Source organism: Haematospirillum sp. 15-248 (assembly GCF_012102665.1).
Classification (GTDB): domain Bacteria; phylum Pseudomonadota; class Alphaproteobacteria; order Rhodospirillales; family Rhodospirillaceae; genus Haematospirillum.
Genome location: NZ_JAAVTF010000013.1, coordinates 1 through 22861, shown reverse-complemented (window position 1 = coordinate 22861; position 22861 = coordinate 1). Strand labels below are relative to the sequence as shown.

Annotated in this window: 19 protein-coding genes and 1 pseudogene; 11 read left to right on the top strand and 9 right to left on the bottom strand. The window is 53.5% G+C overall.

Translation table 11 applies throughout. The features are described 5' to 3' along the window. Positions 1-3: 3 nt before the first annotated feature. The 8 genes from HEQ72_RS10120 to HEQ72_RS10085 are packed head-to-tail and all read left to right on the top strand — an operon-like array spanning position 4 to position 10401. On the top strand, positions 4-2688 hold the full coding sequence (locus HEQ72_RS10120; RefSeq protein WP_168023279.1) for a putative virulence factor: 2685 nt from the start codon (positions 4-6) through the stop codon (positions 2686-2688). A gap of 18 nt (positions 2689-2706) precedes the next feature. Beyond that, positions 2707-3741: a tetratricopeptide repeat protein gene (locus HEQ72_RS10115; RefSeq protein WP_168023278.1), complete on the top strand. Its 1035-nt coding sequence runs from the start codon at positions 2707-2709 to the stop codon at positions 3739-3741. A gap of 1 nt (position 3742) precedes the next feature. Further along, positions 3743-5740: a vWA domain-containing protein gene (locus HEQ72_RS10110; protein WP_245183265.1), complete on the top strand. Its 1998-nt coding sequence runs from the start codon at positions 3743-3745 to the stop codon at positions 5738-5740. Further along, entirely contained in the window at positions 5737-6447 is a 711-nt protein-coding gene (locus HEQ72_RS10105; RefSeq protein WP_168023277.1) for an ABC transporter ATP-binding protein, read from the top strand. The genes HEQ72_RS10110 and HEQ72_RS10105 overlap by 4 nt, the downstream gene beginning before the upstream one ends. Beyond that, a complete protein-coding gene (locus tag HEQ72_RS11760; RefSeq protein WP_168023276.1) occupies positions 6444-7640 on the top strand; it encodes an ABC transporter permease in 1197 nt (398 codons plus the stop codon). Before HEQ72_RS10105 ends, HEQ72_RS11760 begins: the two co-directional genes overlap by 4 nt. Then, positions 7633-9165: a formylglycine-generating enzyme family protein gene (locus HEQ72_RS10095; protein ID WP_168023275.1), complete on the top strand. Its 1533-nt coding sequence runs from the start codon at positions 7633-7635 to the stop codon at positions 9163-9165. The genes HEQ72_RS11760 and HEQ72_RS10095 overlap by 8 nt, the downstream gene beginning before the upstream one ends. A 20-nt stretch (positions 9166-9185) precedes the next feature. Beyond that, entirely contained in the window at positions 9186-9893 is a 708-nt protein-coding gene (locus HEQ72_RS10090) for a hypothetical protein (protein WP_168020073.1), read from the top strand. 13 nt (positions 9894-9906) lie between these two features. After that, positions 9907-10401, top strand: coding sequence for a hypothetical protein (locus HEQ72_RS10085; RefSeq protein WP_168023274.1), 495 nt, complete (start codon positions 9907-9909; stop codon positions 10399-10401). Between the two features lie 7 nt (positions 10402-10408). On the opposite strand, the gene HEQ72_RS10080 is transcribed toward HEQ72_RS10085, so the two are convergent. Further along, positions 10409-11302, bottom strand: a complete 894-nt coding sequence (locus HEQ72_RS10080) for a S1 family peptidase (protein ID WP_168023273.1) — start codon at positions 11300-11302, stop codon at positions 10409-10411. A gap of 299 nt (positions 11303-11601) precedes the next feature. Between HEQ72_RS10080 and HEQ72_RS10075 the strand changes: the two genes are divergently transcribed. After that, entirely contained in the window at positions 11602-12873 is a 1272-nt protein-coding gene (locus tag HEQ72_RS10075) for a calcium-binding protein (protein ID WP_168023272.1), read from the top strand. A 90-nt stretch (positions 12874-12963) separates the two neighbouring features. Further along, positions 12964-13719, top strand: coding sequence for a 5'-methylthioadenosine/adenosylhomocysteine nucleosidase (locus tag HEQ72_RS10070; protein ID WP_168020081.1), 756 nt, complete (start codon positions 12964-12966; stop codon positions 13717-13719). A gap of 2 nt (positions 13720-13721) precedes the next feature. Here HEQ72_RS10070 and HEQ72_RS10065 read toward each other — a convergent pair whose 3' ends face one another. From HEQ72_RS10065 to HEQ72_RS10045, 5 genes are all read right to left on the bottom strand, one after another. Then, a complete protein-coding gene (locus HEQ72_RS10065) occupies positions 13722-14834 on the bottom strand; it encodes an HDOD domain-containing protein (RefSeq protein ID WP_168020083.1) in 1113 nt (370 codons plus the stop codon). Further along, a complete protein-coding gene (locus HEQ72_RS10060; RefSeq protein WP_168023271.1) occupies positions 14834-16540 on the bottom strand; it encodes an ATP-binding protein in 1707 nt (568 codons plus the stop codon). The genes HEQ72_RS10065 and HEQ72_RS10060 overlap by 1 nt, the downstream gene beginning before the upstream one ends. Before the next feature lie 17 nt (positions 16541-16557). Next, positions 16558-17175, bottom strand: coding sequence for a response regulator (locus HEQ72_RS10055; RefSeq protein WP_168020087.1), 618 nt, complete (start codon positions 17173-17175; stop codon positions 16558-16560). A 205-nt stretch (positions 17176-17380) separates the two neighbouring features. Continuing rightward, positions 17381-18289, bottom strand: coding sequence for a hypothetical protein (locus HEQ72_RS10050; protein ID WP_168020089.1), 909 nt, complete (start codon positions 18287-18289; stop codon positions 17381-17383). A gap of 150 nt (positions 18290-18439) precedes the next feature. Further along, on the bottom strand, positions 18440-18592 hold the full coding sequence (locus HEQ72_RS10045; protein WP_168020090.1) for a hypothetical protein: 153 nt from the start codon (positions 18590-18592) through the stop codon (positions 18440-18442). Positions 18593-19085: 493 nt separating this feature from the next. Between HEQ72_RS10045 and HEQ72_RS10040 the strand changes: the two genes are divergently transcribed. Next, complete coding sequence (locus HEQ72_RS10040) at positions 19086-21101, top strand: methyl-accepting chemotaxis protein (RefSeq protein ID WP_168023270.1); 2016 nt, start codon at positions 19086-19088, stop codon at positions 21099-21101. Between the two features lie 46 nt (positions 21102-21147). Here the strand turns inward: HEQ72_RS10040 and HEQ72_RS10035 are convergent, their stop codons facing one another. The 3 genes and pseudogenes from HEQ72_RS10035 to HEQ72_RS11810 all read right to left on the bottom strand — a co-directional run. Then, entirely contained in the window at positions 21148-21651 is a 504-nt protein-coding gene (locus HEQ72_RS10035; RefSeq protein ID WP_168023269.1) for a M10 family metallopeptidase C-terminal domain-containing protein, read from the bottom strand. A 4-nt stretch (positions 21652-21655) separates the two neighbouring features. Further along, positions 21656-22453, bottom strand: a complete 798-nt coding sequence (locus HEQ72_RS10030; protein WP_245184316.1) for a hypothetical protein — start codon at positions 22451-22453, stop codon at positions 21656-21658. Positions 22454-22462: 9 nt separating this feature from the next. Then, a pseudogene (locus HEQ72_RS11810) lies at positions 22463-22612 on the bottom strand (hypothetical protein); the annotation flags it as partial. Positions 22613-22861: the final 249 nt, after the last annotated feature.

The following is a 22861-nucleotide window of genomic DNA, read 5'->3' as shown; positions in this document are numbered from 1 at the left end:
ACGGTGAGTAAAGGGCCCGCAGTTGTGACGGCTACTCCCGAGGGATTGGTTGAGGCCTGTAAGGCTCTTGCCGATGGTGTGGAAGAGGGGATTGCCTGGGTTCGGGACGTGCGGCCGGACAGTGCGCGGCTTGACCGGGAGGCGGATGGAATCAGTATCCATCTGCACCGCGAGGGTAGCCGTGCCAAAAGGTTGGCTGCCGCTGTGGTACAGCCTGTGGCTGTCGGCTTCTTCGGTCTGTCCCAGGCGGGGAAATCTTATCTGATATCGGCCCTGGCCCGTGGAAAGAACGGGGCCTTGGAAACAGATATGGATGGCCAGCGCCTGAACTTCATTGCCCATATCAACCCACCAGGAGGAGGCAAGGAAGCAACGGGCATCGTAACCCGCTTCACACGCCGTCGCCTGCCAACACCAGCGGGTTTTCCTGTTGCCTTGCGTCTTTTCAGCGAGGCAGATCTGGTGCGGATTATTGGTAACAGCTTCTTTATGGATTTTGATCGCCAGAAGGTCAGCGTCTGTTCGGATCCGGCTGTGATTGCCCTGCGCTTGGATACTGTTGCCCGCAAGGCATCGCCCGGTGCAACGGGGGGGATGGGAGCTTCTGATGTTGTTGATCTGATGGATTATTTCAACAGTCGCTTTCCGCGTGACATGGAGCCATACAAAGCTGGGTTCTGGTTGCGGGCTGTGGATCTTGTTCCCCGCTTGGATACACAGGGCCGGGCAGAGCTGTTTTCCCTGTTGTGGGGTGATATTCCGGAATTCACGGTCGCCTGGACCCATCTGGCAGAGACACTGCGGTCAATCGGCCATGCTCCACGGGTTTTTGCTGCACTTGATGCCTTGGTTGTGCCGGATGGAGCGGGTGGCTTCAGCCAGAAAAACAGCATCATGAATGTTGATATGCTGGGCGGTCTCGGGCGCGATAATATGGGGGTGGTTCAAGTTGTAACCCATCAGAGTTCGGGGAAGGAAAGCGCTGTTGCTGTTGCTCGCCCTGTTCTGGCGGCCTTGGCCTGCGAGATGAGTTTTTGCCTGGCGGACCCACCACAGGCGTCCATGCTTGAACAGGTTGATCTTCTTGATTTTCCAGGGTACCGCGGTCGTCTGAATGTGGGGCGTCTGGCAGATGTGGCAGAGCGTCTTGAGGGCCGTGACCCGGTTGCGGAACTGGTTCTGCGCGGCAAGGTTGCCTACCTTTTTGAACGGTATACCGAAGACCAGGAAATGAATGCCTTGGTCCTGTGCACGCCCTGCCATAAACAGTCTGATGTCAATGATCTGGGGCCGGCATTGCAGGCATGGATCGAGTCGACACAGGGGGCAACGCCGGAAGAACGTTCCCGCCGCGATTCCGGGTTGGTATGGACAATCACCATGTTTGACGAGCGTCTGAAACCTCGCCCTGATGAAACCATGGATTTGATCCGCGAGGGATGGGGCGGGATGATGCGCCTGACGTTGCTGGAGAAGTTTGAACAGTTTGAGTGGGTTAACACTTGGGCCCCGAACCAGCCCTTTGACACGGTGTTTCTTGTGCGCAAACCCGGCATGGCGCCGGGCGTTATTGAAATGGAGGGACGGCAGGAAGTTGCCCTTGCAAAAGGACAGGAACAACGCTTGGCGGCCATGCGTGGTACCTTCGTTGAGGATGACAGCGTCAGGCGCCATGTTCGTGATCCTGCTGCGGCATGGGATGCTGCTTTGACACTTGATGACGGGGGTATGGCGCGTTTGGCGGCCTATCTGGGTACGGTGGCAAAACCAGATGTAAAGCTGGGGCGTATTGCCGAGCAGGTGTCCGATATCCGGGGGCGTCTGGTTTCATCTGTTCTTGGTCCTTTCTATCAGGTTGATGGTGAGGGTGCCGTTGCTCACAAACAGGATCTGGCTCGTCAGATACAGGTTGCCTTGCAGCAGCGGCTTGACCGTTTTGGAGAGCTTGTCCACGCTTTGCAGCCAACACCGGAACGGCTGCGCACGTTGTATTATGATTTGGAAGAAACAGGTGCTGACGAAGGGCAGGATCATGCTGATCTGGAGACAGGGAGTCTGTTCAGCCTTGATCTGTCTGGCTTCGGCCAAGTTGTTACGGATCCTGTCCCTGCTTCTTCACCTGGGAAGGGGGGGCGGGCAGCCCGCTATGCCCGTGCTGTCATGTCTGACTGGATGCGGAGTATACGCGATATTCCCGCCAATACGCAGATGCACCGTTTCTTGGGTATGACCGGGGACACCCTGCAAATTCTGGTCGATGAGCTGATAACAGGTATGACACGGTGTCGTCTGGAGGCTCAGTTGATCGATGCCCTGCGGGAAGCCGAGGAAAGGGCCTCGACAACCCGTGGGCAACTGGTAGATCGGCAGACATTGGTTGCGGCAACATGTCTTGGGTCTTGGGTAGATTGGCTTGGTTTCGGGAGTATCCCTACTGACAAGCGGCCTGTTTCCTCGCATATTGCGGGGCGTCGCCTCTTTTCTGCCCCCGCTCCTGTTGCTGATCCCCCCGATCTGCCAGATTCACCGATCAACTATCCGGCGCTGTATCTGGTCGACTGGATAGATGCATTTCGTGAGATGGCTGTGTCCAATGCCGGTCATCTTGCTGGCAGTGAGATTGGGCCGGAGCATAATCGTCGTTTGGGGCGTCTTCTGGATCGCATGAAGGGGCCGCCTGTCTCCTGATAGATGGAACCGTTGTTTATGGTGTCAAAAGCTGAACTTGTCCCTGATGTCGAGCGTGGGCCAGGATATTCTGTTCTCAAAATTTCCGGGTTTCCGGCGGGAAATGGGCGTTTACAGATCCTGCGTAACCAAGGTCGGGATTTTCTGACCTCCGGTGGGGTTTGGCAGGCTGAGCAGTGTTGGCACGATGTACATTTTGACAACACAGGAAGAGCTTTTCTTGGTCCACTGATTACGGATTGTCTGGCGGTCTTGCCGCCCAATGCCCGTATTCAGCTGACGGCCGAAGCTTTCGGGATTGTGGCACGTGGTGTGCAGGGGGTAACAGGACTGTATCCATCCCATGCTGCCGTTGTGGATGCTCCGGCTCCGCATGCGGAGCCATTATCTGAATCGATCGTGGTTGAGCCGGTTGTCCTGCCTGATCCTGTCCCGGATATTCCTGTCGAAGAACCGCCCCCGGTTTCCGGTTCGGGTTCTTCTCTGGCCAGGTTCTTGTTTCCCGCCGTTCTTGTTCTGGCCTTGTGTGTCGTTGTCGGTGGTTTCTGGTACTGGAATGAAACTCGTGCCCCGTTTGATCCCTTTGTTCCTCCGTCTGCACAGGATGCAGAACACCGTGCAGCACCAGAAGACGTAAAAACGCGCGAGGATCTTGCCACATTTCTTGGCAGATCACCTTCTGCGGATGCAACGGTTGCTTTGGCTGATGATCTGATGCGCCGTGAGAAGGCTGATCTGGCCATGCTCGCCTATCGGTATGCTGCACGGTCAGGGGATCCCGGTGCATCTCTGGCCCTGGGACGATTTTATGATCCTGAAACACATCAGCCAGGTTCCAGCCCGATTGAAAAGCCGGATGCGGAAACAGCAGCCTATTGGTATGAGCCGGCCGCCTTGTCCGGCAATACAGAAGCCCAAAGACGGTTGGGCCAGATTCTTCTCGCTCTTGATCCGAATGGTTATGGTCGCACAAAAGGCTTGGAATGGTTGCGCAAGGCTGCGGCCTCCGGTGATGACGTGGCGAAGTCGGTTCTGCGTGATCTGGGAGAATAGGATGGTGCGGGCCAAAGTTGCCGTTTATCGCGCGTCAGTTCGCATGCTGGTGTTCTTTGCTGTGCTCCTGTGCATTGGACAGGCTTCTGCCGCACACGCGCGTTCCCCCCTGATCATGCCCGGCAAGACAACCCTTTATGAAAGGGTACTAGCCCGTCCGGGGGCTGTCCTCAAGCGCAGCCCGGGTGATGGACCGGGTATGCAACAGCCAGCCCTGACCCGTTTCTATGTTTATGACCGCAAGACAATAGGCGATGTCCCCTGGCTTGAAGTTGGCCTGACAGCAAACGGCCAAGTCGATGGCTGGGTTGAGGCTGGATTTACATTACCTTGGAAACAGCAGCTGACATTGGCCTTCACCAATCCGTCCGGGCGCGAGCGGGCGTTGTTGTTCCGGGATCGTGACAGCCTTGCTGCCATTGTCGAAGCCGATCAACCGGCCTCGCGTATCGACCCCTTGCGCAAAGCTGTGCTGGCAGGTGGGCATGATCCCCATGTCGTGTCTGTAGAGCCTGAAAACTATGTTGACCTTGCCAGTCATTTTTACCTGCTCCCTATCCTCCAAGCCGAGGAAACATTCAGCGGCCATGGGCACCGTGTCCGGATGCTGGAAATTGCTTCCGTCAGTCGTGATGAGGGCAAGACAGTTGCTGCGCCAACCCCTTCTTCCAGTGGGGTAAGCGCGTTGCGGAACTTTACTGCGGCTGTTGTTTTTGTGATTGACTCCACAGTGTCAATGGGCCCTTACATTGACCGTACCCGTGAAGCGGTGCGGCGGATTTACGGGCATATCGAGAAGGCAGGGCTTCTGGATCAGGTACGGTTCGGTATGATTGCCTTTCGTTCCAATGTCGATCGCACTCCAGAACTAGAGTATGTGTCCAGGGTGTTTGCCGATCCATCCGAGGTGCGCAGCGGTAAAGAATTCCTGGATCGTGTTGCTGACTTGAAGGCGGCAACTGTGTCTTCTGCGCGTTTCTCCGAAGATGCCTATGCCGGTATCATGACGGCAGTGGAGCGTATCCAATGGTCTTCTTTCGGTGGGCGGTATGTAATCCTTATTACCGATGCCGGCGCCTTGCAGGGGCAGGATCCCTTGTCGTCAACCCGACTGGATGCTGCTCAGGTTCGTCTTGAGGCTCAGCACCGCGGGCTTGCCGTTTATGCCCTTCACCTGAAAACCCCGGCCGGGAAAGCCAATCACGCTGAAGCGGAGGCCCAGTACAAGGATTTGACCCGTCATCCCCTTTTGCAGCGCCCACTGTATTATCCTGTTGAATCAGGGGCCGTGGATGTTTTTGGGTCAATGGTTGATGCCTTGGGTGATGCGATTGTCGAGCAGGTTGGTGCTGCCCGGCGCGGTGAATCGGTTCCGGGTGCTGCCCGGACAGCAGATCCCGGCTATGTGCAATCGGGGGGCAGCCTCTCGCGTGTTCGTCAGGATGCTGCCATGCTGGGGCATGCCATGCAGCTGGCTTGGCTTGGTCGTACGGAAGGAACACAGGCTCCGCCTCTCTTTTCGGCATGGATTGCTGATCGTGACCTTGAACACCCTGAGATACCAACAACCGAAGTTCGTGTTCTACTGACCCGGAACCAGCTTTCGGATCTGCAGCAGGTGTTGCAGACAATCAGCACGGCAGGGCAGGCAGCGCAACTGTCACCGGGCGATTTCTTCGCCCAACTGCGGTCTGTTGCGGCGACGCTGGGTCGTGATCCCAACATTGTCAAACGTGACCAGGCCCGTCGGTTGGCGGATCTGGGTTTGCTTGGTGAGTATCTGGATGACCTGCCTTATCGGTCCAAGGTTCTGGACCTTGACCAACAGACATGGTCAAGCTGGAGCATAAGCCAGCAGCAAGCTTTCCTTGATGAAATAGAACGGAAACTCCGCCTGTACCAGGTGTATAATGATGATGTAAGCCGCTGGGTCTCCTTGGATGGCGGCCTTGATCCCGGGGAGGCGGTGTACCCGGTTCCTCTGGATGCCATGCCGTGAGCACGTGTGTTCTGGATATCCAGTCCTTGGAAGGGTCTCGCGGGGGATTTCGTTTCCTTCTTCCGGCCATGTCCTTGTCTTCCGGGCAGGCAATAATTGTGACCGGGCCAAGCGGTTGTGGCAAAAGTACCTTGCTGGATATCCTTGGCTTGATACTGCAACCAGGATCGGCAGGCACCTTTCAGGTTCGGGGTATTGATATTCCAGCTTTGTGGGCATCGCGGCGGAAGGATGCCTTGGCCCGGGTCAGGGCCGAACGTCTTGGTTATATCCTTCAGACCGGGGGATTGTTACCTTTCGTGGATGTGTTGGCCAACATACGACTTTCAGCGCGAGAGGCAGCCGTCTTTGACCCCGCATGGGAAGGTTATCTTGTTGATGTGCTTGGTTTACGCCCCCTTATATCTCTGATGCCCTCGGCTTTATCTATTGGTGAACGCCAACGGGTGGCTGTGGCCCGTGCCCTTTTGTATAAGCCGGATCTTGTGCTTGCTGACGAGCCAACGGCGGCGCTTGATCCGGCCCGTTCTGCTGATGTCATGGCCCTGTTGCTGGAATTGGTGAAGGCATCCGGTTCTGCCTTGGTTCTGGTTAGTCATGACCAGTCCCTTGTTGGTGGCATGGACTTGCCGACACTGGTTGCGTTGCCTGCACAGGATGCATCCGGTCCCCGGACCCTTTTTACATGGAATGGAGCCTGCCCGTGATAGCCTGGCGTATTATCCGGTTATCGTGGGCCGATTGTCGCCATGACTGGCGTGTTGCGATGTGCCAGATCTTAGCTCTTGCTGCGGTTATGGCGCCGCTTCTGGTTCTTCTGGGCCTGAAAACCGGTATTGTCGAGACCCTGCGATCCCGTCTTCTCCAAGATCCTCGGAATCTGGAGATTCTGCTTGTCGGGAACTATCGGCTGGGTCCGGACTGGTTCGGCCACTTGAGAGAGTTGCCAGAGGTTGGATTTGTGATACCGCGGACCCGTTCTCTGTCGGCAACGCTGGATGTGCGTACGGCTTCTGGTCGCTCTGTCGAGGGTATGGAGCTTGTGCCTTCCGGTCCTAGGGATCCCCTGTTCCCACCGAACGGGTTTTTCCCATCCGGCTTTGACCGTATCGCTCTGAGCCGGGCGGCAGCAGATCGGCTGGGGGTCAAGGAAGAGGATGCCCTGACAGGCTTCCTGACTCGTGCCATATCCGGAGAACGGCAGGTTATAAAGTTGCCGCTGGTCGTTGCCGCTATCTTGTCCGAAGACCGTTTTCCAAGGACTGCTGCATTTGTTTCCTTGTCCTTGCTTGTTGCCGCTGAGGACTGGCGTGACGGACGCGCAGATACACTGTCAGACCCCGCGAATATGGATACACGCTCTTTTGCCAGCGCACGTCTTTTCGCGCGTGATCTTGATGGTGTTGTTGCCTTGGCAGCCCGTCTTCGTGCGGAGGGGATGGAGGTCAGAACACGTGCTGATGATATCGAGATGGTGCAGGCTGTAGACCGGGTTCTGACCTACATTTTTTCTGTTCTTGCACTATTGGCAACGGGCGGGTTTGTCTTGTCCATGGCGGCAGGATTATGGGCTGATGTCGAGCGACGAAAGCGTGATCTGGCACTGTTGCGCCTTGTCGGCTTTGATAGTCGTTCTGTAGCCTTGTTCCCGGTAACACGGGCGCTTCTGGTGGCGGTATGCGGTATTGTTGTGTCACTTGTGCTGTATGCCATTGTGGCCGCCTTGTTCAACAGAACCTTGACGGCCAACCTGTCTGGGGAAGGATTCGTGTGTGATCTTGACCCTTGGTCTGTTGTGATCGCGGTGCTTCTGACCCTGGTTCTGTCTGCCTTGTCGGCGGCGGTTGCGGTGCTTCGGGTTCTGGCACTTGAGCCAGCGGAGAGTCTGCGGGATGTCTAGGTTCTTTTTTATTTTCCTGCTCTTCTTGTGTTCCTCATCAGCAACGTGGGCACGATGGGATGAGAAGTACTATAATCCGAAGCCCATGCAGGATGATGTCATCATTCCGTTGCCATGTGACGGAGCCATGGTCTTCCGGAAGGTGGCGATACCGGTTGATGGCCCCTTGGGTGACAAGCGTCTTGTTCTTGGCAGTACCTCCGGCGGTCCCGGCTATCTTGAGGGCACGCGAACCGAGTGGTTGGCGGGAGGGTTCCGCGACAGCCCGGTTCAGACCTATTTCCTGATGGCGCGATATGAAACCAATGTTCTTCAATATCAGTCTGTCATGGGTTCCAGCTGCCCTGTTCCCAGACCTCAGGGCCGGTTGCCACAAGGGTCTGTCGGCTGGTTCGATGCGCTGTCTTTTACCGAGAAGTTGACCACTTGGTTGCGCAAGACACAGCCTGACTTTCTTCCGCGTCAGGGAGATGAGGCCGGTTTTATCCGTCTGCCTACCGAGACCGAATGGGAATATGCGGCCAGGGGTGGTGCATCCGTATCCCCTGCGGATTTTAACGAGCCTGTTTTTCCCATCAAGGAATCGCTGTCTCGCCATGCCTGGTATGCCGGCACGCAATCTGCCAACGGTAAGCCACAGTTTGTCGGCCTTCTCGAGCCAGGTCCGTTGGGGTTGCATGACATGCTGGGTAATCTGGACGAGATTGTGCTTGATACGTTTCATTTGGTCCGACCTGGACGGTATCACGGTCAGCCGGGTGGTTTTGTTGTGCGCGGGGGGCACTATATGACCGCAGAAGCAGACATACGCACGTCCCTGCGTTCCGAAATTCCTTTCTTTGATGCGTTGGGGCCACGCCGGGCAGCAACAACAGGTTTCCGTGTTGTGATATCTGTTCCGGCCCTGACGTCCCGTGCTGCTGTAAAATCTGTCCAGGAGGCGTGGAACCATTTGGGATCAGAGACAGGTGGGGGTGAGTACGGGACGGCGCCACGAGGTAAAACACCGTCTGCGGATTTGTCTCTTCTGGCTGACACGGTTGCCGACCCGGCTCTGGAGCGTCGTTTGCGCGAGATAGGGAACAAACTGAAGGCTGACCTGGCCGCCCGTGATGAGGCTCGCGACCGGGCTGTACGCACTACGCTCAGAATGGGGGCCTTTTTGGGGCAGAAACTATCCGATGATGGACAGTGGGTTGCCCAGCTTGAATCAATCTGGAAGAGCCAGCACAACAGCGATCCCGAAGGAGAGCGGGCATCAAGCTACCGTCAACAGCTTGATGAAAATACTGCGGCCTTGCAGGATAATCTGAGGTATTACGCTGATACGGTTGTTCGTACAGCAGAAGAGTATGACGAGGCCACTTTGTCACGGCAAAAGAGTATTCTGGTTGTCGAGATGAAGAATTTGGGCTTGTCTCACCTAGTGCCGTATATCGATCGCCATCTATCACACGTTCTGGTATATCGTGCAAACCAGAAGATTCGCCGAAAAGCTTGGCTTGAGGACTTTGTTAAACTGTAGCCGTCGGCAAGAGGTTATGTATGAGGGTAGCGGGGAAAGTAACGGCCTTTATTCTTGGGGTCAGCCTGTTGTTGTCCGGGTGTGCGACAACACGGGATGAGTCATCCATGACACCGGCTGAGAAGCGTATGCGCGACCAGGCTGCAACGTTCAATCAAACGATTGCCGAAGGTGCTGCCTTGGGCTGCGTGGCGGGCATGTTGATTGGTGTGCTGGCTTCCGGGCGCGGGGGTGGTGAGCGTGGTCGTGGCATTGCCTTGGGCTGTGCAGCCGGCGCGGCTGTTGGTGGTGCTGCAGGGTACTACGTTGCAGACAAGCAGGAGGAGTATGCTTCGACGGAAGAGCGGCTGGATGTCATGACCGCCGATGTGCGTGCTGACAATCAGCGGCTTGCTGATTTGATTGATGCAAGCCGCCAGGTTATTGCAACGGATACAAAAACGATCGAGCGTCTGGAGAAACAGATTGCAGCCGGGCAGATCAGCCGCGAGCAGGCCCGTACCCAGCTTGCAGGTGTTGATGACAATACCAAGTATCTGGAACAGACGGTCGCAAACCTGAAGAAAAGACACGAGGAATATGCCATTGCCCGTGGAAAGACACAGGGTTCAGAACAGAAACTGGCGACAATGGATGCCGAAATATCACGTCTGGAGCAGCAGATCTTCGTGCTTGAGAAAGATCTGGACGGTCTTGTGCAGCGTCGCAAGGTATCCCGTATTGGCTAGGGCAGGAGAGAAGATGGTGTTTTTCCGGTTGGTGTGTCGTGGATTGGTTGTGTCCTTTGGTGTTCTGCTGGCGGGGTGCGCATCCAACACGGATCCTGCCCAAGGCGGCTTTTTGTCCGGCATTCGTCATCTGGCATCCGGGGGCTATGAGGAACGGGTCAAGGAGAGGCAGGAAGCCCTGGAGAATGAGCAAGACCTCAACACCCAGAAGAAACGCGAATATGACCGGACACAGCAGGAACAAGCGTCTGTTGCGGAAGATCGTGCCGCTGCAGAGAAGCGCTATGCCCAGCTTGAGAAAGAGCTGCGTGCGTTAAAGAGCAGGCTGGAGAAAGCCAAGGGTCATAACAATGACCTGAAGGCAGAGATAGCATCTCTGGAAGCAAAGATTGCCCAGTTGCGGAGCGATCCGGTAACACCTGTCCCGGAAAAGAAACGGCGTCTTGATGCTTTGCAGCGTCAGAAAGAAGACCTGAGCCGACAGGTAGACCGGGCTCTGGGGCAGTAAGGTTTGATTAGCTGCTGGGGCAAGGTGTTGTCTGGATTGTTGGTTGGATACCCTGTCCTTTCAGAAACTGAATCAGGGGTTCGGCCGGTATGGCGTACCCGGTATTGCTGGCCTGTTTGACATCAACACGAATGAACGTGTTGATACCGATGGCTCGTCCACACGCATCAACCAGCGGGCCGCCGCTGCTTCCCCCTGAGATGGAAGCGGAATGGGCAATGCTGGGGGCTGCTGTCTTACGGTTCTGAATGGCCATGATGGAGCCCCGAGACAGGATCACGTCGGGCAGTGTGGACAGATCGCCTTTCATAAAACGACGAAACCCAACGTCGTTGCCAAGGACAAGCGCAGGAAAGCCTGCTGCAATGACGTGGTCCAGTTCTGCAGCACTCTCGGCAAGTGGTAGAAAACCAGGTGAGGGGGGGCCGTTTACTTTCAGCAAGGCGAAGTCGGAGGCGGTTTCCGCCTCTCCGGAAAGGGTGGCAACAATCTCAGCCCGCTGTATTCCCACCGATCCCGGACCGGCTACAAAAACCCCCTCGGGGCCGGAAGAGGAGACGACGTGATAGTTGGTCACAATGTGGTGCTTGTCTATGAAGAAGCCAGAGCCACTGTCCGTCGGGGTTACCACCATGACAACAGCCTGTTTCAAGCGTTGCGCCAAGTTACCTTCAGGCATGGACACGGGATTGTTCCGTTGTGATACAGGGCTCTTGGCAAGGAGACTGTACGCTTCTTCCTCATGTGCGCAGATGTCCGTTTGCAGGAGAATACGAACTTCGTGCAGATAGCGTTCCAAGGCAGCGCGATCCTGTGCCATTACGTGTTCTGCTGACATGCTCCACAGGTATAACGTGCCAAGGATAAGCTGAAGAAAACGAACAGCGTGGTGTGCAACCATGTATGGGTCCGGTCAAATAGTGGGAAAGTGTTTCCAGCTTCAATTATACTGCTTGCCTTACATCTGGCCAGATAATCATTGGTAATCGCTGTGTGTATATTTTTCAGAGAAGAGAGTTGCAACATACCTCTTCTCATATCAGGGCAACCAAACTCCAGATCGCTTCTGTCTATAAACAGACACTGAGGCAAACCATCTGCCAAACACCTTGCGTTTTTATGGTGGTAAATATCTCTATGTTCATCCATAAGGTGTTATGCTCTCTTAGCGATTGAAGCATAACGGCGGGAGAGCAATGGATGAACAAGTCGATTCTTGATGGCAGTCACATGGCCCCTCTGGGTGATGCCCTGCTGGATATCGTATACCTTGCGCGTCGTCGCCCTGCGGCTTGGGACATTGGCGTGCGTGGCACAGATGGTGACGACCGGATCGATGGCCATATCTCTAATGACTGGATCTTTGGGGACGCCGGAAATGATCTGATTTTTGCGGCAGAAGGTGATGATGTTATCCGGGGTGGTCTTGGCGCAGACAGTCTCTATGGGGATGAGGGGCGCGACGAATTTGTCTATGCTTCTGTGGCAGAGGTTAAGGGCGATATCCTCAAAGATTTTGTATCCGGTGAAGATACGATAAATCTCTCTGGTGTTGGTCATTTTGCCTTTATTGCAGACAAGCCGATGCCCCATGCTTTGTGGACACGCAAGGAATCGCAGGGGGCGTTGCGTCTGTTGGGGGATACTGATGGTAATCCGGGAACAGCAGAAATAGATTTGCTGCTGGATGGTCCTGATGTTTTCATAGAGGACATTTCATTTTTGACCGCTGCTGATGTGGGGGTTGGGGCTTCAGTCAAGGCTTCCCTCGTTGATCTTGGCTCTGGTTCATATGATTCCTCTGAGCCTTCGTGGGCCGGGTCTACGTTTTTCCTGCTATCGTCTTTATTCTTTGGTCCGTGGTTCAGCTTCCTCTTGCCTAGGCCTGCTCCGCCCCGACCTGTTTTTTATTTTCTTGACGCCGGTGCTGATACCTCTGTTGGGGTGGTGCTCGATTTGACGCAGCATGCTGAGGTTCTTCATGCTTCCGGAACGCAGGGTGCTGATACGATTATTGGAAATGGACGCAACAATAATCTGTCCGGTCAGGCCGGTGATGATATCCTGTTTGGCTATGCGGGTTGTGATGCGCTGAACGGCGATGAGGGGGATGATATTCTGGTTGGAGGTCCCGGTGATGACATGCTCACAGGAGGAAAGGGGAACGATACTCTGACCGGGGGAGAAGGGGCCGACTTTTTCAGCTACACACCGGACTGTTTGGGGGACGATGTTATTCTTGATTTTAACTTTGCCCAAGGCGACCGCATTGACCTTGGCATGGAAATCGGAAACTGCAGCGACTGTTTGGCTTGGAGTTCCAATGGTCCGGAAGATTGGTCTGTGTGGCTAATAAAATCTGATAATGGTATCATCTTGTATGCTGATACAGATGGTGATTCTGACGCGGCAGAATTCAGTATTACTTTGCCTGGTGTTTTTGAACTTAGTCCCAGCGCAATTAACCTATAGATTTTATCCATAACGTTATTATTTTATTGATATGCAATATCATTATGCGTACTAAATCCTATTCTTTCCAGATTGGGATTTGGAGCGTACATGACCTCAATCGGCATTATGAGTGCGATGCACGAAGAGTTGGCAGCTGTTCTGGATGTTTTTCCCGATAAGCAGTGCGTGCGGGTGGCTGGGCGAGACTTCTGGCTTGGAAACTGGCACGGTCATTCTCTGGTCGTAGTGCTTTCCCGCATTGGCAAGGTGGCTGCTGCAACCACGGCAACCGTTTTGGTCGAGCATTTTGGCGTGAAGCAGATTGTCTTTACGGGTGTTGCAGGTGGCATAGGAACAGGGCTGAGGGTTGGTGATGTCGTGTTGGCACATAGTTTTGTGCAGCATGACATGGATGCCTCGCCTCTGTTCCCACGGCATGAAGTGCCTCTGTATGGTCTTAGTCATTTTGAGACTGACAAGGCGTTGTCTGCGCGTCTGGGGAGTGCGGCCCAAACCATCCTTGCCGACGTCGGTGGGCATGTTGGTGCTGACGCTGTCGATACGTTTGCCTTGCAGGCGCCTCGTTTGCATGAAGGCTTGATCGCCAGTGGTGACCAGTTTGTTTCTGATGCATCCAAGAGTCACGGCCTGAGACAAGATCTTCCTGAGGTTCTTGCCGTTGAAATGGAAGGCGCCGCTGTGGCACAGGTCTGTGCGGATTATGAGATTCCGTTCGCAGCGCTTCGGACCATATCAGACTATGCCGATGATAACGCTTCCGCTGACTTCAGTCGTTTTATTCGTGAAGTAGCCAGCCTCTATAGTCAGGCGATGTTGTCTGAATGGTTGAGGGCCGGTGCGTGATGTCACGCTGGTGTGGCCAATGACTGTGTGGTGTATTCAAGCGGATCTTCAGCAAGCAGATTTTGCAGGATAGGGGCAATCGGGCCGGGATCGTGCCCGGCCGGTGCACAAGGTGAGAGTGCAGTTAAAGCCCACACAATGTCATCCTGGAAGCCCCATAATCCCAAGAGATAGGCCCCGAGTTCAGCGTGGTTGATGCCCATGATTTCCTGCTCCGCTTCCAGAAGGCGGAGCCGGGTGACTGCCGTATCGCAGGCCAACTTTGTGTAGGACTGGGGCATGTCATTCAACAGAACAAGAATGCCGATTTCACATAACATGCCGGCAATACGTGCCATCTGTACGGTTGTACTGGGTAATCCCGCATCGGCCGCACGTCCTGCGCACTCTGTTGATAGCCGCATGGCTCGTGCTTGCAGGGCGCCCATAAGGATTGCAGCAGGCCCGGTCAATTTGAAGCTGCTGAATATGCCGACATTGAAGACAAGCATGCGTATGATCTCGGTACCGAGAAGCCGGATTGCCTGTTCGATGCTCGTTGCTGTGTTTGTCAGGGCAAAGTATTGGCTGTTTGTCAACTTCAGAACCTCGGCGACCATGGCAATGTCATCTTTCATGACGGTTGCAAGTGCATCGGTTGATGTAAGCGGTGACTCCAGAAGCGCGAGAAGCCGCGTGTATCGTTCTGATGGAGAGGGAAGGGAATGCAGTTTGCCGGCGATGCTGTGCAGGGCTGTTCTTGAAAATGACTGTCGTAGTGCCAAAGCCCGGACAATAACGTCCATCAGCTGTTCAAAAGAACATGGCTTTGCCAGATATTGATGGGCTGACCCCGCAACAGAAACAACGCTTTCTATGTGTGAGTAGCCCGAGAGTACAATGCGAACAGCTTGTGGGGACAGGATACGAACCTGCTCCAGGAATTCTGCGCCATTCATGCGCGGCATTTGCATATCACTGACAACAATATCGTAGGCCCCCTGACGCAGCAGGTTCACACCTTCGGCCCCCGAGAGTGCAAAGTCACAGTGCCATGTGCTGCCCCGGCTTATGGTCAGGCGCTTGAGCCCTTGCAGGAGTCTTGGGTCATCATCAACAAACAGGATGCGACTCATCACCAGTGTCCTTCTTCCGAGAAGGTCTCAACAGACTCCTCATAATTTTGCGACAAGGGAGGGTCAAAGGGAATCCGCACAACGAAGATTGTGCCACCTCCCTCACGGTTTTGAATATCAATCCGGCCCTTGTGCTTGCGCACAACAATGTCGTGAGCAATCGCCAGCCCTTGGCCTGTTCCTCGGCCTACATCCTTTGTTGTGAAGAAAGGCTCAAAAATTTTGTCGCGTATACCATCGGGAATACCGCATCCGGTATCTGCAATTCTAACCTCGACAAAATCACCGTCCTGACGGGTTGAAACCGTGATCTTTCCCATTTGGGTATCATTATAATCCGTAATGGCATGTGCGGCGTTGACGATCAGGTTCAGGAAAACCTGATTGAGATCGCCGGGCAAACCGGTTACAGGGGGCAGGTTGTTTTCAAAGTCTGTTTCCACTTCGGCAACGAGTTTCCATTCGTTGCGCGATATGGTGATGGTGCTTTGCAGATTATGATTCAGGTCGAAGGGGACGGGATCTTTCAAGCTTGGATGTGAGAACTCCTTCATGGCCAGCACGATCCGGCTGACCGCTTCTATGCCCTCCAAGGCTTGCTCAAGAGCCAAGGGGGCTTCCGGCCCAATAAAACCAAGATCCAGCTTCCTGCATCTTTCTGTTGCCGCTTGTACGGACGTATCATTGTTTGCGCTGTCTGCCATGTCCATTGCAATGGCAATCAGTTCCGGCAGTACGCCGGCTACAAAACGCACATTGTCGCCTATGTATTGAATTGGTGTGTTGATTTCATGGGCTATGCCGCCGGCAAGTGTTCCGATTGCTTCGAGCTTCTGGGCCTGCCGTCGCTCTTCTTCCAGACGTTTTTCGGCATCTTGGGCACGTTGTTGTTCCGTGACGTCGCCCACAGTGACCAGCAGGTTGTTGTCCGGTGTGATCTGCAAACGGACAAGGTAGTACTGTCCGTTCAAGCAGCGGAACGTCACCGGTCTCATGATGCGTGTAGACCAGTTGTCCAGCAAATCCCGCACATCGGCAGGGTTTTCCGCACATGATGAGAGCGCATCATGCAAGGTGAACTTACTATTGAAGCGCCCCCCTGCCTTTTCAATCATCTGCCGCAGTCGTCTGTTACGCAACGTGATGGTGCCGTCAGTCTGGCACAGCGCAAAGCCCTCGGCGATTCCCTCTATAGCGATGTGAAGGCGTGCTTCAGCAGACTGAACGGCTTCCCGGGCTGCAACGTCAGTGGTGATGTTTTTCCCTATGCCACGGTAACCTTTCCAGTGACCGTGACGATCCAGAATGGGCGCTCCGCTGATGCTGATGTGCATCATCTGTTGTTCTGATGTGGGGATAGTAAAGATCAGGTTTGAGAATGGTGCACGCGTGCGGAATGCTTTCTCCAAGCCGGGAGGAGAACTTTTACTTGGTCGCCCGAGAATTTCCCTTCGCGTTCTCCCGACAACATCAGATACGGGGATTCCGGTTATATCTGTGAAGGATGGTGTGATGGTTGTGATGCGCCCCCGGCGATCTGTCTCCCAAACCCAGTCTGCAGCAATATTGATGACGCTGGCCATGCGTTTCTGTTCGGCCGTATCCTTCCGGTGCGCGGTATAGAGCTGTGCATTTCGGCGCAGAAGAGCAAGAACTATGACTATTGAAATACCAATAGTAATATAAAAGTATGTCAGCTCCACCATAGAATTCGGTCCATTTCTCAGTGGGTGCTGTAAATGGTCAGGTTTTCTCCTATACGGCCTTCTTCCAGTAGCTTTCTGAGTTTGCTCAGGAGATCTTGGTCCAGGACAGTGCCGCTGGAAACAAGAACCCGTCCATCCCGGTCCAAGACGCTGGCTGCTACCTCATCCCCGTTGCGCAAGCGATAAACTTGGGTTTGTCGTGCATGACGCGATTCTGTTGCTGGGGTATCGAAATGTCGAGCATTGTTGCTGCGCAGGTTAGCTTGCTCATAAGAAACAATGCCTTCGCGAATAATGTCACGTAGTTTTGCAGGTGTGCAGGGTTTGAGGAGGTAGCGGAAAACCAAGCCATCTGACAGAAGCTCGGTTGCGGCATCGGCGTTCGGTTTTCCTGTCAGGACAATACGGCAGGTACGCGGAGAATGTTTCCGGACTTGTTCAAGAAGCTGCAAGCCATTGATGGCCGGCATGTCCATATCTGTTACCATAACTGCAAAGCGCTCTCCATCCAGAAAAAGGCGCATGGCTTCCACGGCGTTCCCTGCTGTCTCTAGCTCGAACTCTCCGTGGAATGTACGGCGAAGGGCAGACAGAACGTTTTGTTCGTCGTCAACAAACAGAACTCGCGAAACCATGTGGTTTTTCCGATGGTCAATGTTCAGGGTGTATACGTGGGGGCAATTCCGACAGTATGCACTGAAGTACGGTGGTCTCTCCCGAAGACCCTATATATGGTGCGTGATACTATTTGACAAGTGAAATGTGTGGATAGATTTGCTCGATTCTATTTGAAATGGATTAATATGTAAGTAGGATTATCTTTCGTTGTTGTATATTGTTTCATGTATTGTCCTTTTTTATAGGAACCCACTCATTAAAATATTCTTTTCTATTTGTTTTGTGATCTATGGGTATGAGTTTTATGCTTTCATTTCGGCTCTTATGTTTCATGGTGCGCCACTTTGGGTTATATTGGCTTAGCTTGCTATTTTTATCGATCGTGTTGATCTCATTATCGTGCCTGTCTGTTTCATAGTCTATGGGGGACCACTCAGGGTCATTGCTGTCGGATGAAGTCATCGAAATGAAGAGGTCTGTGCTGTCTTGCCCTGCTTTTGCGGTAGCCTCGGCATTGTTAACAGCCGCAGATTCTGCCAGCGGTGTTGCTTCTGTTTCCATGGCAAGGATCGCCTGCTCTGCGAAATTTCCTTGTGGATCAATAAGCTCGTTTCCCTTGCTGGATGCGAGGCAAACGAGCGGAGAAGACATGCCATCTCCCACAATACGGAATCGGGCCCCAACCAGCTTCTGTCCAACGGCAATCGCGGCTTCAGTTGCGCGCCTGCGTCCTTCAAGTTCTGAAAGGCGTGGGAATGCCAAGAGAAAAACGCCCTCTTCGCCAAAAACACGTACCGGATTCCCGTGCCCTGCAACTTTTCGCAGAGTTGACTCTGCAAGCATAATAGCTTTTGCGCCAACTCGGTCCCATGTATCTCCAATGGCTTGGCGGAACTGGGTTAGGCTGACGAGATGGACCTCCAGTTCCGGTTTGCGTTGCAGTATTTCTTCGAGCGTAAGATCTACCCAGTGATCCTCTTCGCCCTTCATGGGTTCCATGGGGAGCGGTGCAGAGTTTGTCGATGTGGGCGAAGGGGTCGCTACCTGTGAGAAAAAACCACGCAGGCTGCCCCAAAGGCCTCTTTTATTGCTTTGTGCGCTGTTCTGTGGCGTGTCGTCGCTGTCTGGCATCCTGTAGCCACCGCTTCCTAAATACTTAAGATGGTAGTTGTATCGTTTTATTCCGCTTTGCCTTCAAGGCATGCTGCGTCATTCATAGTCATAATCAATGTTATGCGACTTTATGGCGCGACGCTACCAAAACCATCTATGTGTGGGACCTTACGTGTCATATTCGGGCCGTTTTGTTATACGGCTCCGCTCTCTTGTTGTTTCCTCTGTAAGGTAGAGCGCGTGCTCTATGGCTTTTATATCTTCGCACTCTAGGGCACCTGTTTGCAGAATGCGACGCAGGAATGCTTCAAGGAGAGCCATCTTGGATCCTGGGCTCGCGTGTCGTTTGTCCAAGTCTATAGGGATTTCCGTAATTTTTCTAATACGTTGCGTTGCGCTGATGTGTATGGTTGCCATGGATCCTGTCGCTCTTTCTAAGGGCTGCCATGGCTCTTATGGGCATGGATCATGCCATCCAGGCTGGGTGTCCACTTTTCTTATTGGACACGCCTTTTGCGTATCTTTTGTATATCTTTGGTTATATTTCTCTATGAACTTAGTTGCGTATAATGTTCATTTATATATTATTATGACCAATATATCTTATGAAATCATAAGCATCGATAAATTGAGGTAATTCAAATACTCAATTTATAATTTATATTTTTTCTTTTATTTCCAGCCTCTAATTGCAATGGTTTTATTTTGTTATTATTGAAGCCCCTGGTAGCAGAATATATTCTGTGTTTCAGTCACGTTCTGCAGATTCCAGATCTGCCAGAGTGACTGTTGCTCTTGGGGGAGAGACTCTGTCATGTTCAAGGCGATGTCGCAGTTCCGGGTTTCAACGCGCATTTTTACGGGTTTCTCTGTTTTGCTGCTTGTAACAGCTGGTTTTGCTTCAGCTTTGTGGTGGAGTGGTCGGGAATCGGCGCGTTCCCTGAGTGCCATTACGTTTGGGGCCGAGCTGACCGTCAGAAGTACAGCGGCAGATGCCGATTTACAGACTATGAGGCGCTTGGTAACAGCGTTTTTCTATACCAATGACTTGTCGCACGTTGATCCTGTGCGGCGCCAGGCGGCTGTTGTCCGTCAACACTTTGACAACCTGATTCTGGATACCCAGGACCCCTATGTGCAAGACCAGCTTCGGCAGGCTGTAAAGCAGATTGCTTCTTATCTGGAAAGTTTCGAGAAGCGGGCAGCGCTGACCGAGGAACGCAACAAGATGGTTCAGGAGACCATTGATCGCTTCGGGCCGGATACCCTGTCCTTGCTTAACAAAGTACGTGCAGATGCGGAGGCTGCCGGGCAGGCTTCTGTGGCTCTTCGCGCAGCGGAGATTTCCGAGAAATTTACGGCGGCGCGTTTTGCTGCCCGCGGTTTCTTGGTTGATGACCGACAAGATCCTGCTTCGACTGTCATTCCGGCCTTGGATGAGGCTCTTGCTGGTGCAGCGTCTTTGCGTCAGCAATTGGCACGCGTTGGGAAAGCCGACGTGGGTGCCCGCCTTGTTGGTTTGATTACGGGATACAGGGCTTCCTTCAGTCGTGTCGCCGAGATCTCCCTGTATAACAGGGATGTTATTCAGCCCGAGATGGCAGAGCGCGGTGCCGCCTTGGTGCGTATGGCAGAAGATATTCGTATTGCCGGGGTCCGTGGCTTCCACGAGCAATCCACGGCAGCGCTTGATGTTCTTGCCAGTACCCGGACAACAGTTAGCATTATCGCTATTTTTGTCTTGTTGGCCGGTATTTTGTTTGCGTCTGTGGTAGCGCTTGGCATCAGTCACCCCCTCAAGTCCATTACCGCCGCCATTCGCAGACTTGCCGAGCGTGATGTGACGGTTGCCATTCCAGCCTTGGACTACAAGGACGAGATTGGGGAAATTGCATCGGCACTTGAAGTGTTCCGGCACAATATGATCCAGAATGAGGCATTGCAGGCTGAGCGCCAAGCCGATGCTGAAGCCAGGGCTGCCAGAGGTGTCCGTTTGGGTGAGCTGATGCAGGTTTTTGATCGTGATGTCGGAACTCTTCTGCAAACGGTGGCCAGTGCGACAGATGAACTGAATGCAACGGCCCAGTCCATGTCTGCCATTGCCGAGGAAACCAGCTCTCAAGCCTTGTCGGTTGCTCAATCTTCTGAACAGGTATCAACCAATGTTCAGATGGTTGCCAGTGCTTCTGAACAGCTTGGGGCCTCAATTCAGGAAATCAGCCGTCAGGTTCATGAGTCTTCCGAGCTTTCGCGTTCGGCCATGATGCGGGCCCATGACGCAACTTATGCTGTGCTGGGCCTTAAATCTACGGCAGTAGAAATTGGGGCTGTTGTTAACTTGATTACCGATATAGCCGGACAAACTAACATGCTGGCCCTGAATGCCACAATAGAAGCAGCGCGTGCCGGCGAGTATGGAAAGGGCTTTGCCGTTGTAGCCAGTGAAGTAAAAGATCTGGCCTCGCAAACGGCAAGAGCCACAGAAGAAATACGGCAACGTATTGACGCCATTCAGACAGCTGTCGGAAATGCCGCAGATGCCATCGAGATGATCGTATCATCTGTCGATGAGGCAACCAATGCTGCGGCCGCCATTGCCAGTGCAGTAGAAGAACAAAGCGCCGCTACCCGGGATATCTCGGCCAATGTCAGTCAGGCTGCGACGGTGACAACGGCTGTGACATCGACAATTTCCGGTGTCAGCGATGCGGCCCAAGAGACCGGAGCTGCTTCCGGGAAGGTTCTGAACGCATCGCAGACCCTGACAGAAGACGCGCGGCAACTACGTTCGCTGGTCGAGCGTTTTCTTGCTAATGTCAGAGCTGCCTGAGGTTGCTGTTATCCGGAGCCAGCACCTTGATTTGGATCCGGTACGCTTACATTAGATCTTCTATGATCAGTGTTGTGGGGTCGAGTGTTTGTATCCCGGGTAGTGAGACCCTGAATTCGTGCGTATCCGCGTTTCCGTCTGTGTCTCCCCGTAACTGGATGCCGCCTCCCCCGTCTGGGGTCGTATGGTGTATCCACAGGGAATGAGGGGATGCTGCTGTTGTTCCTGCGAACGTGAAGGCTTGTACTCCGTCCTTGGTGGCGTTGGCATCAATACTGGTTGCGATATGTATGCGATCTCCTTCGCTGGCATTGAAGTCAGTAACAAGGTCATCGACTGAATCCGTTGCCATGCCGCTGAATCGGAAGCGGTCTGCCCCGGGACCGCCCGTCATACTGTCTCGTCCGGGTCCACCATCCAGATCATCATTCCCTTCGCGCCCTTCGAGGGTGTCATTTCCATCATTACCGCGCAGGCAGTTGTCGCGTGTATTGCCAATGAGATGGTCGTCGCCAGAGCCACTGTCTATGTCTTCGATATCCCGCAGCATCCCCTCAAATGCACCATTCAGGTAAACGGATGCAAGGAAGTACGGCTCTTCCAGTGTCACCGCTATATTGCGGGTTTCGTATGTGTATATGGCTTTGTCGTGTTCTCCGGCTCCCCCGTACAGGGTATCGTCTCCCCCCCCTGCCGTTGAGGATATTGTTACCCCCGTCTCCTCCCATCAGCCAATCGATATAATACCCACCAACCAGTTTCTGTCCTCCGCCGTGGCCCTTGATCTCATTAAGCGCGTACATTGATCCCAGAACACAGGTTACGTCCTTGTATGAGGGATCGCTCAGGTCAAGTTTCTGCAATCCTGATTGATGTGTCAGGTCCAGAAGGCCGTACAGGAATGTTGCGGACATATCAAGGTCGCCAGCATATATGGCACTCTTGTTTTCAAGAGTCAGGCGTATTTCCGTATTCGTGGGATTCCCGTCTGTGTCACCTATGATAACCAGGCTTGTGCCTTCCTTCTGATACCACACAGCATAAGGCAGAGGAGTATGGTAGCTGAAGATATAAGCCCCTGTACGGGCAAGAGAAATAGTATCCCGCTCTTTATCCGGTACGGTGTCTTGTAGGCCCAAGAAATCTGTAATGATGTCGCCGATAGTATTTTGTGCAGATCCATAGAAGAAATAATCTGCTCCTGGTCCCCCGGTTAAGATGTCGGCACCTGGTCCGCCAGAGATTCCGTCGTTCCCATCCTCACCATTCAGTACGTCATCGCCGTCATCACCTGTGATATGGTCATGCCCCTCCCCCCCGAATATCATATCATCACCGGCTTTGCCGAACATGTGATCGTATCCTTTGTCTCCATACAAGACATCATCACCGGCACCTCCAGTTATATGGTCGTCATTATATGAGCCAAGGTGTATTATCGAGTGTGGGGTTTCGCTATCTTCAGTTACAGAGTTGTTTCTATATCTTGGATCTTGGACCTGCAATAGCATAATGTGCCCCCTGATTGATTAGCACTGTCTATAATAAATTTCTATGATTATGCTCTTTAATGGTTTATCCGCAAAGAATTTATAGTTGTTAGGCTCCAGACTCAATCATGGTATTGCTCGTGGTCTGCGGATCAGATTCATACCCTTCAATCGGGAGATTGGAGGCATGAATGGCCCAGCTGTTTTGGCTTTCGGACGCCCGATGGGCGGCGATAGAGCCGCATTTTCCCAGGAACCAACCGGGTGCGC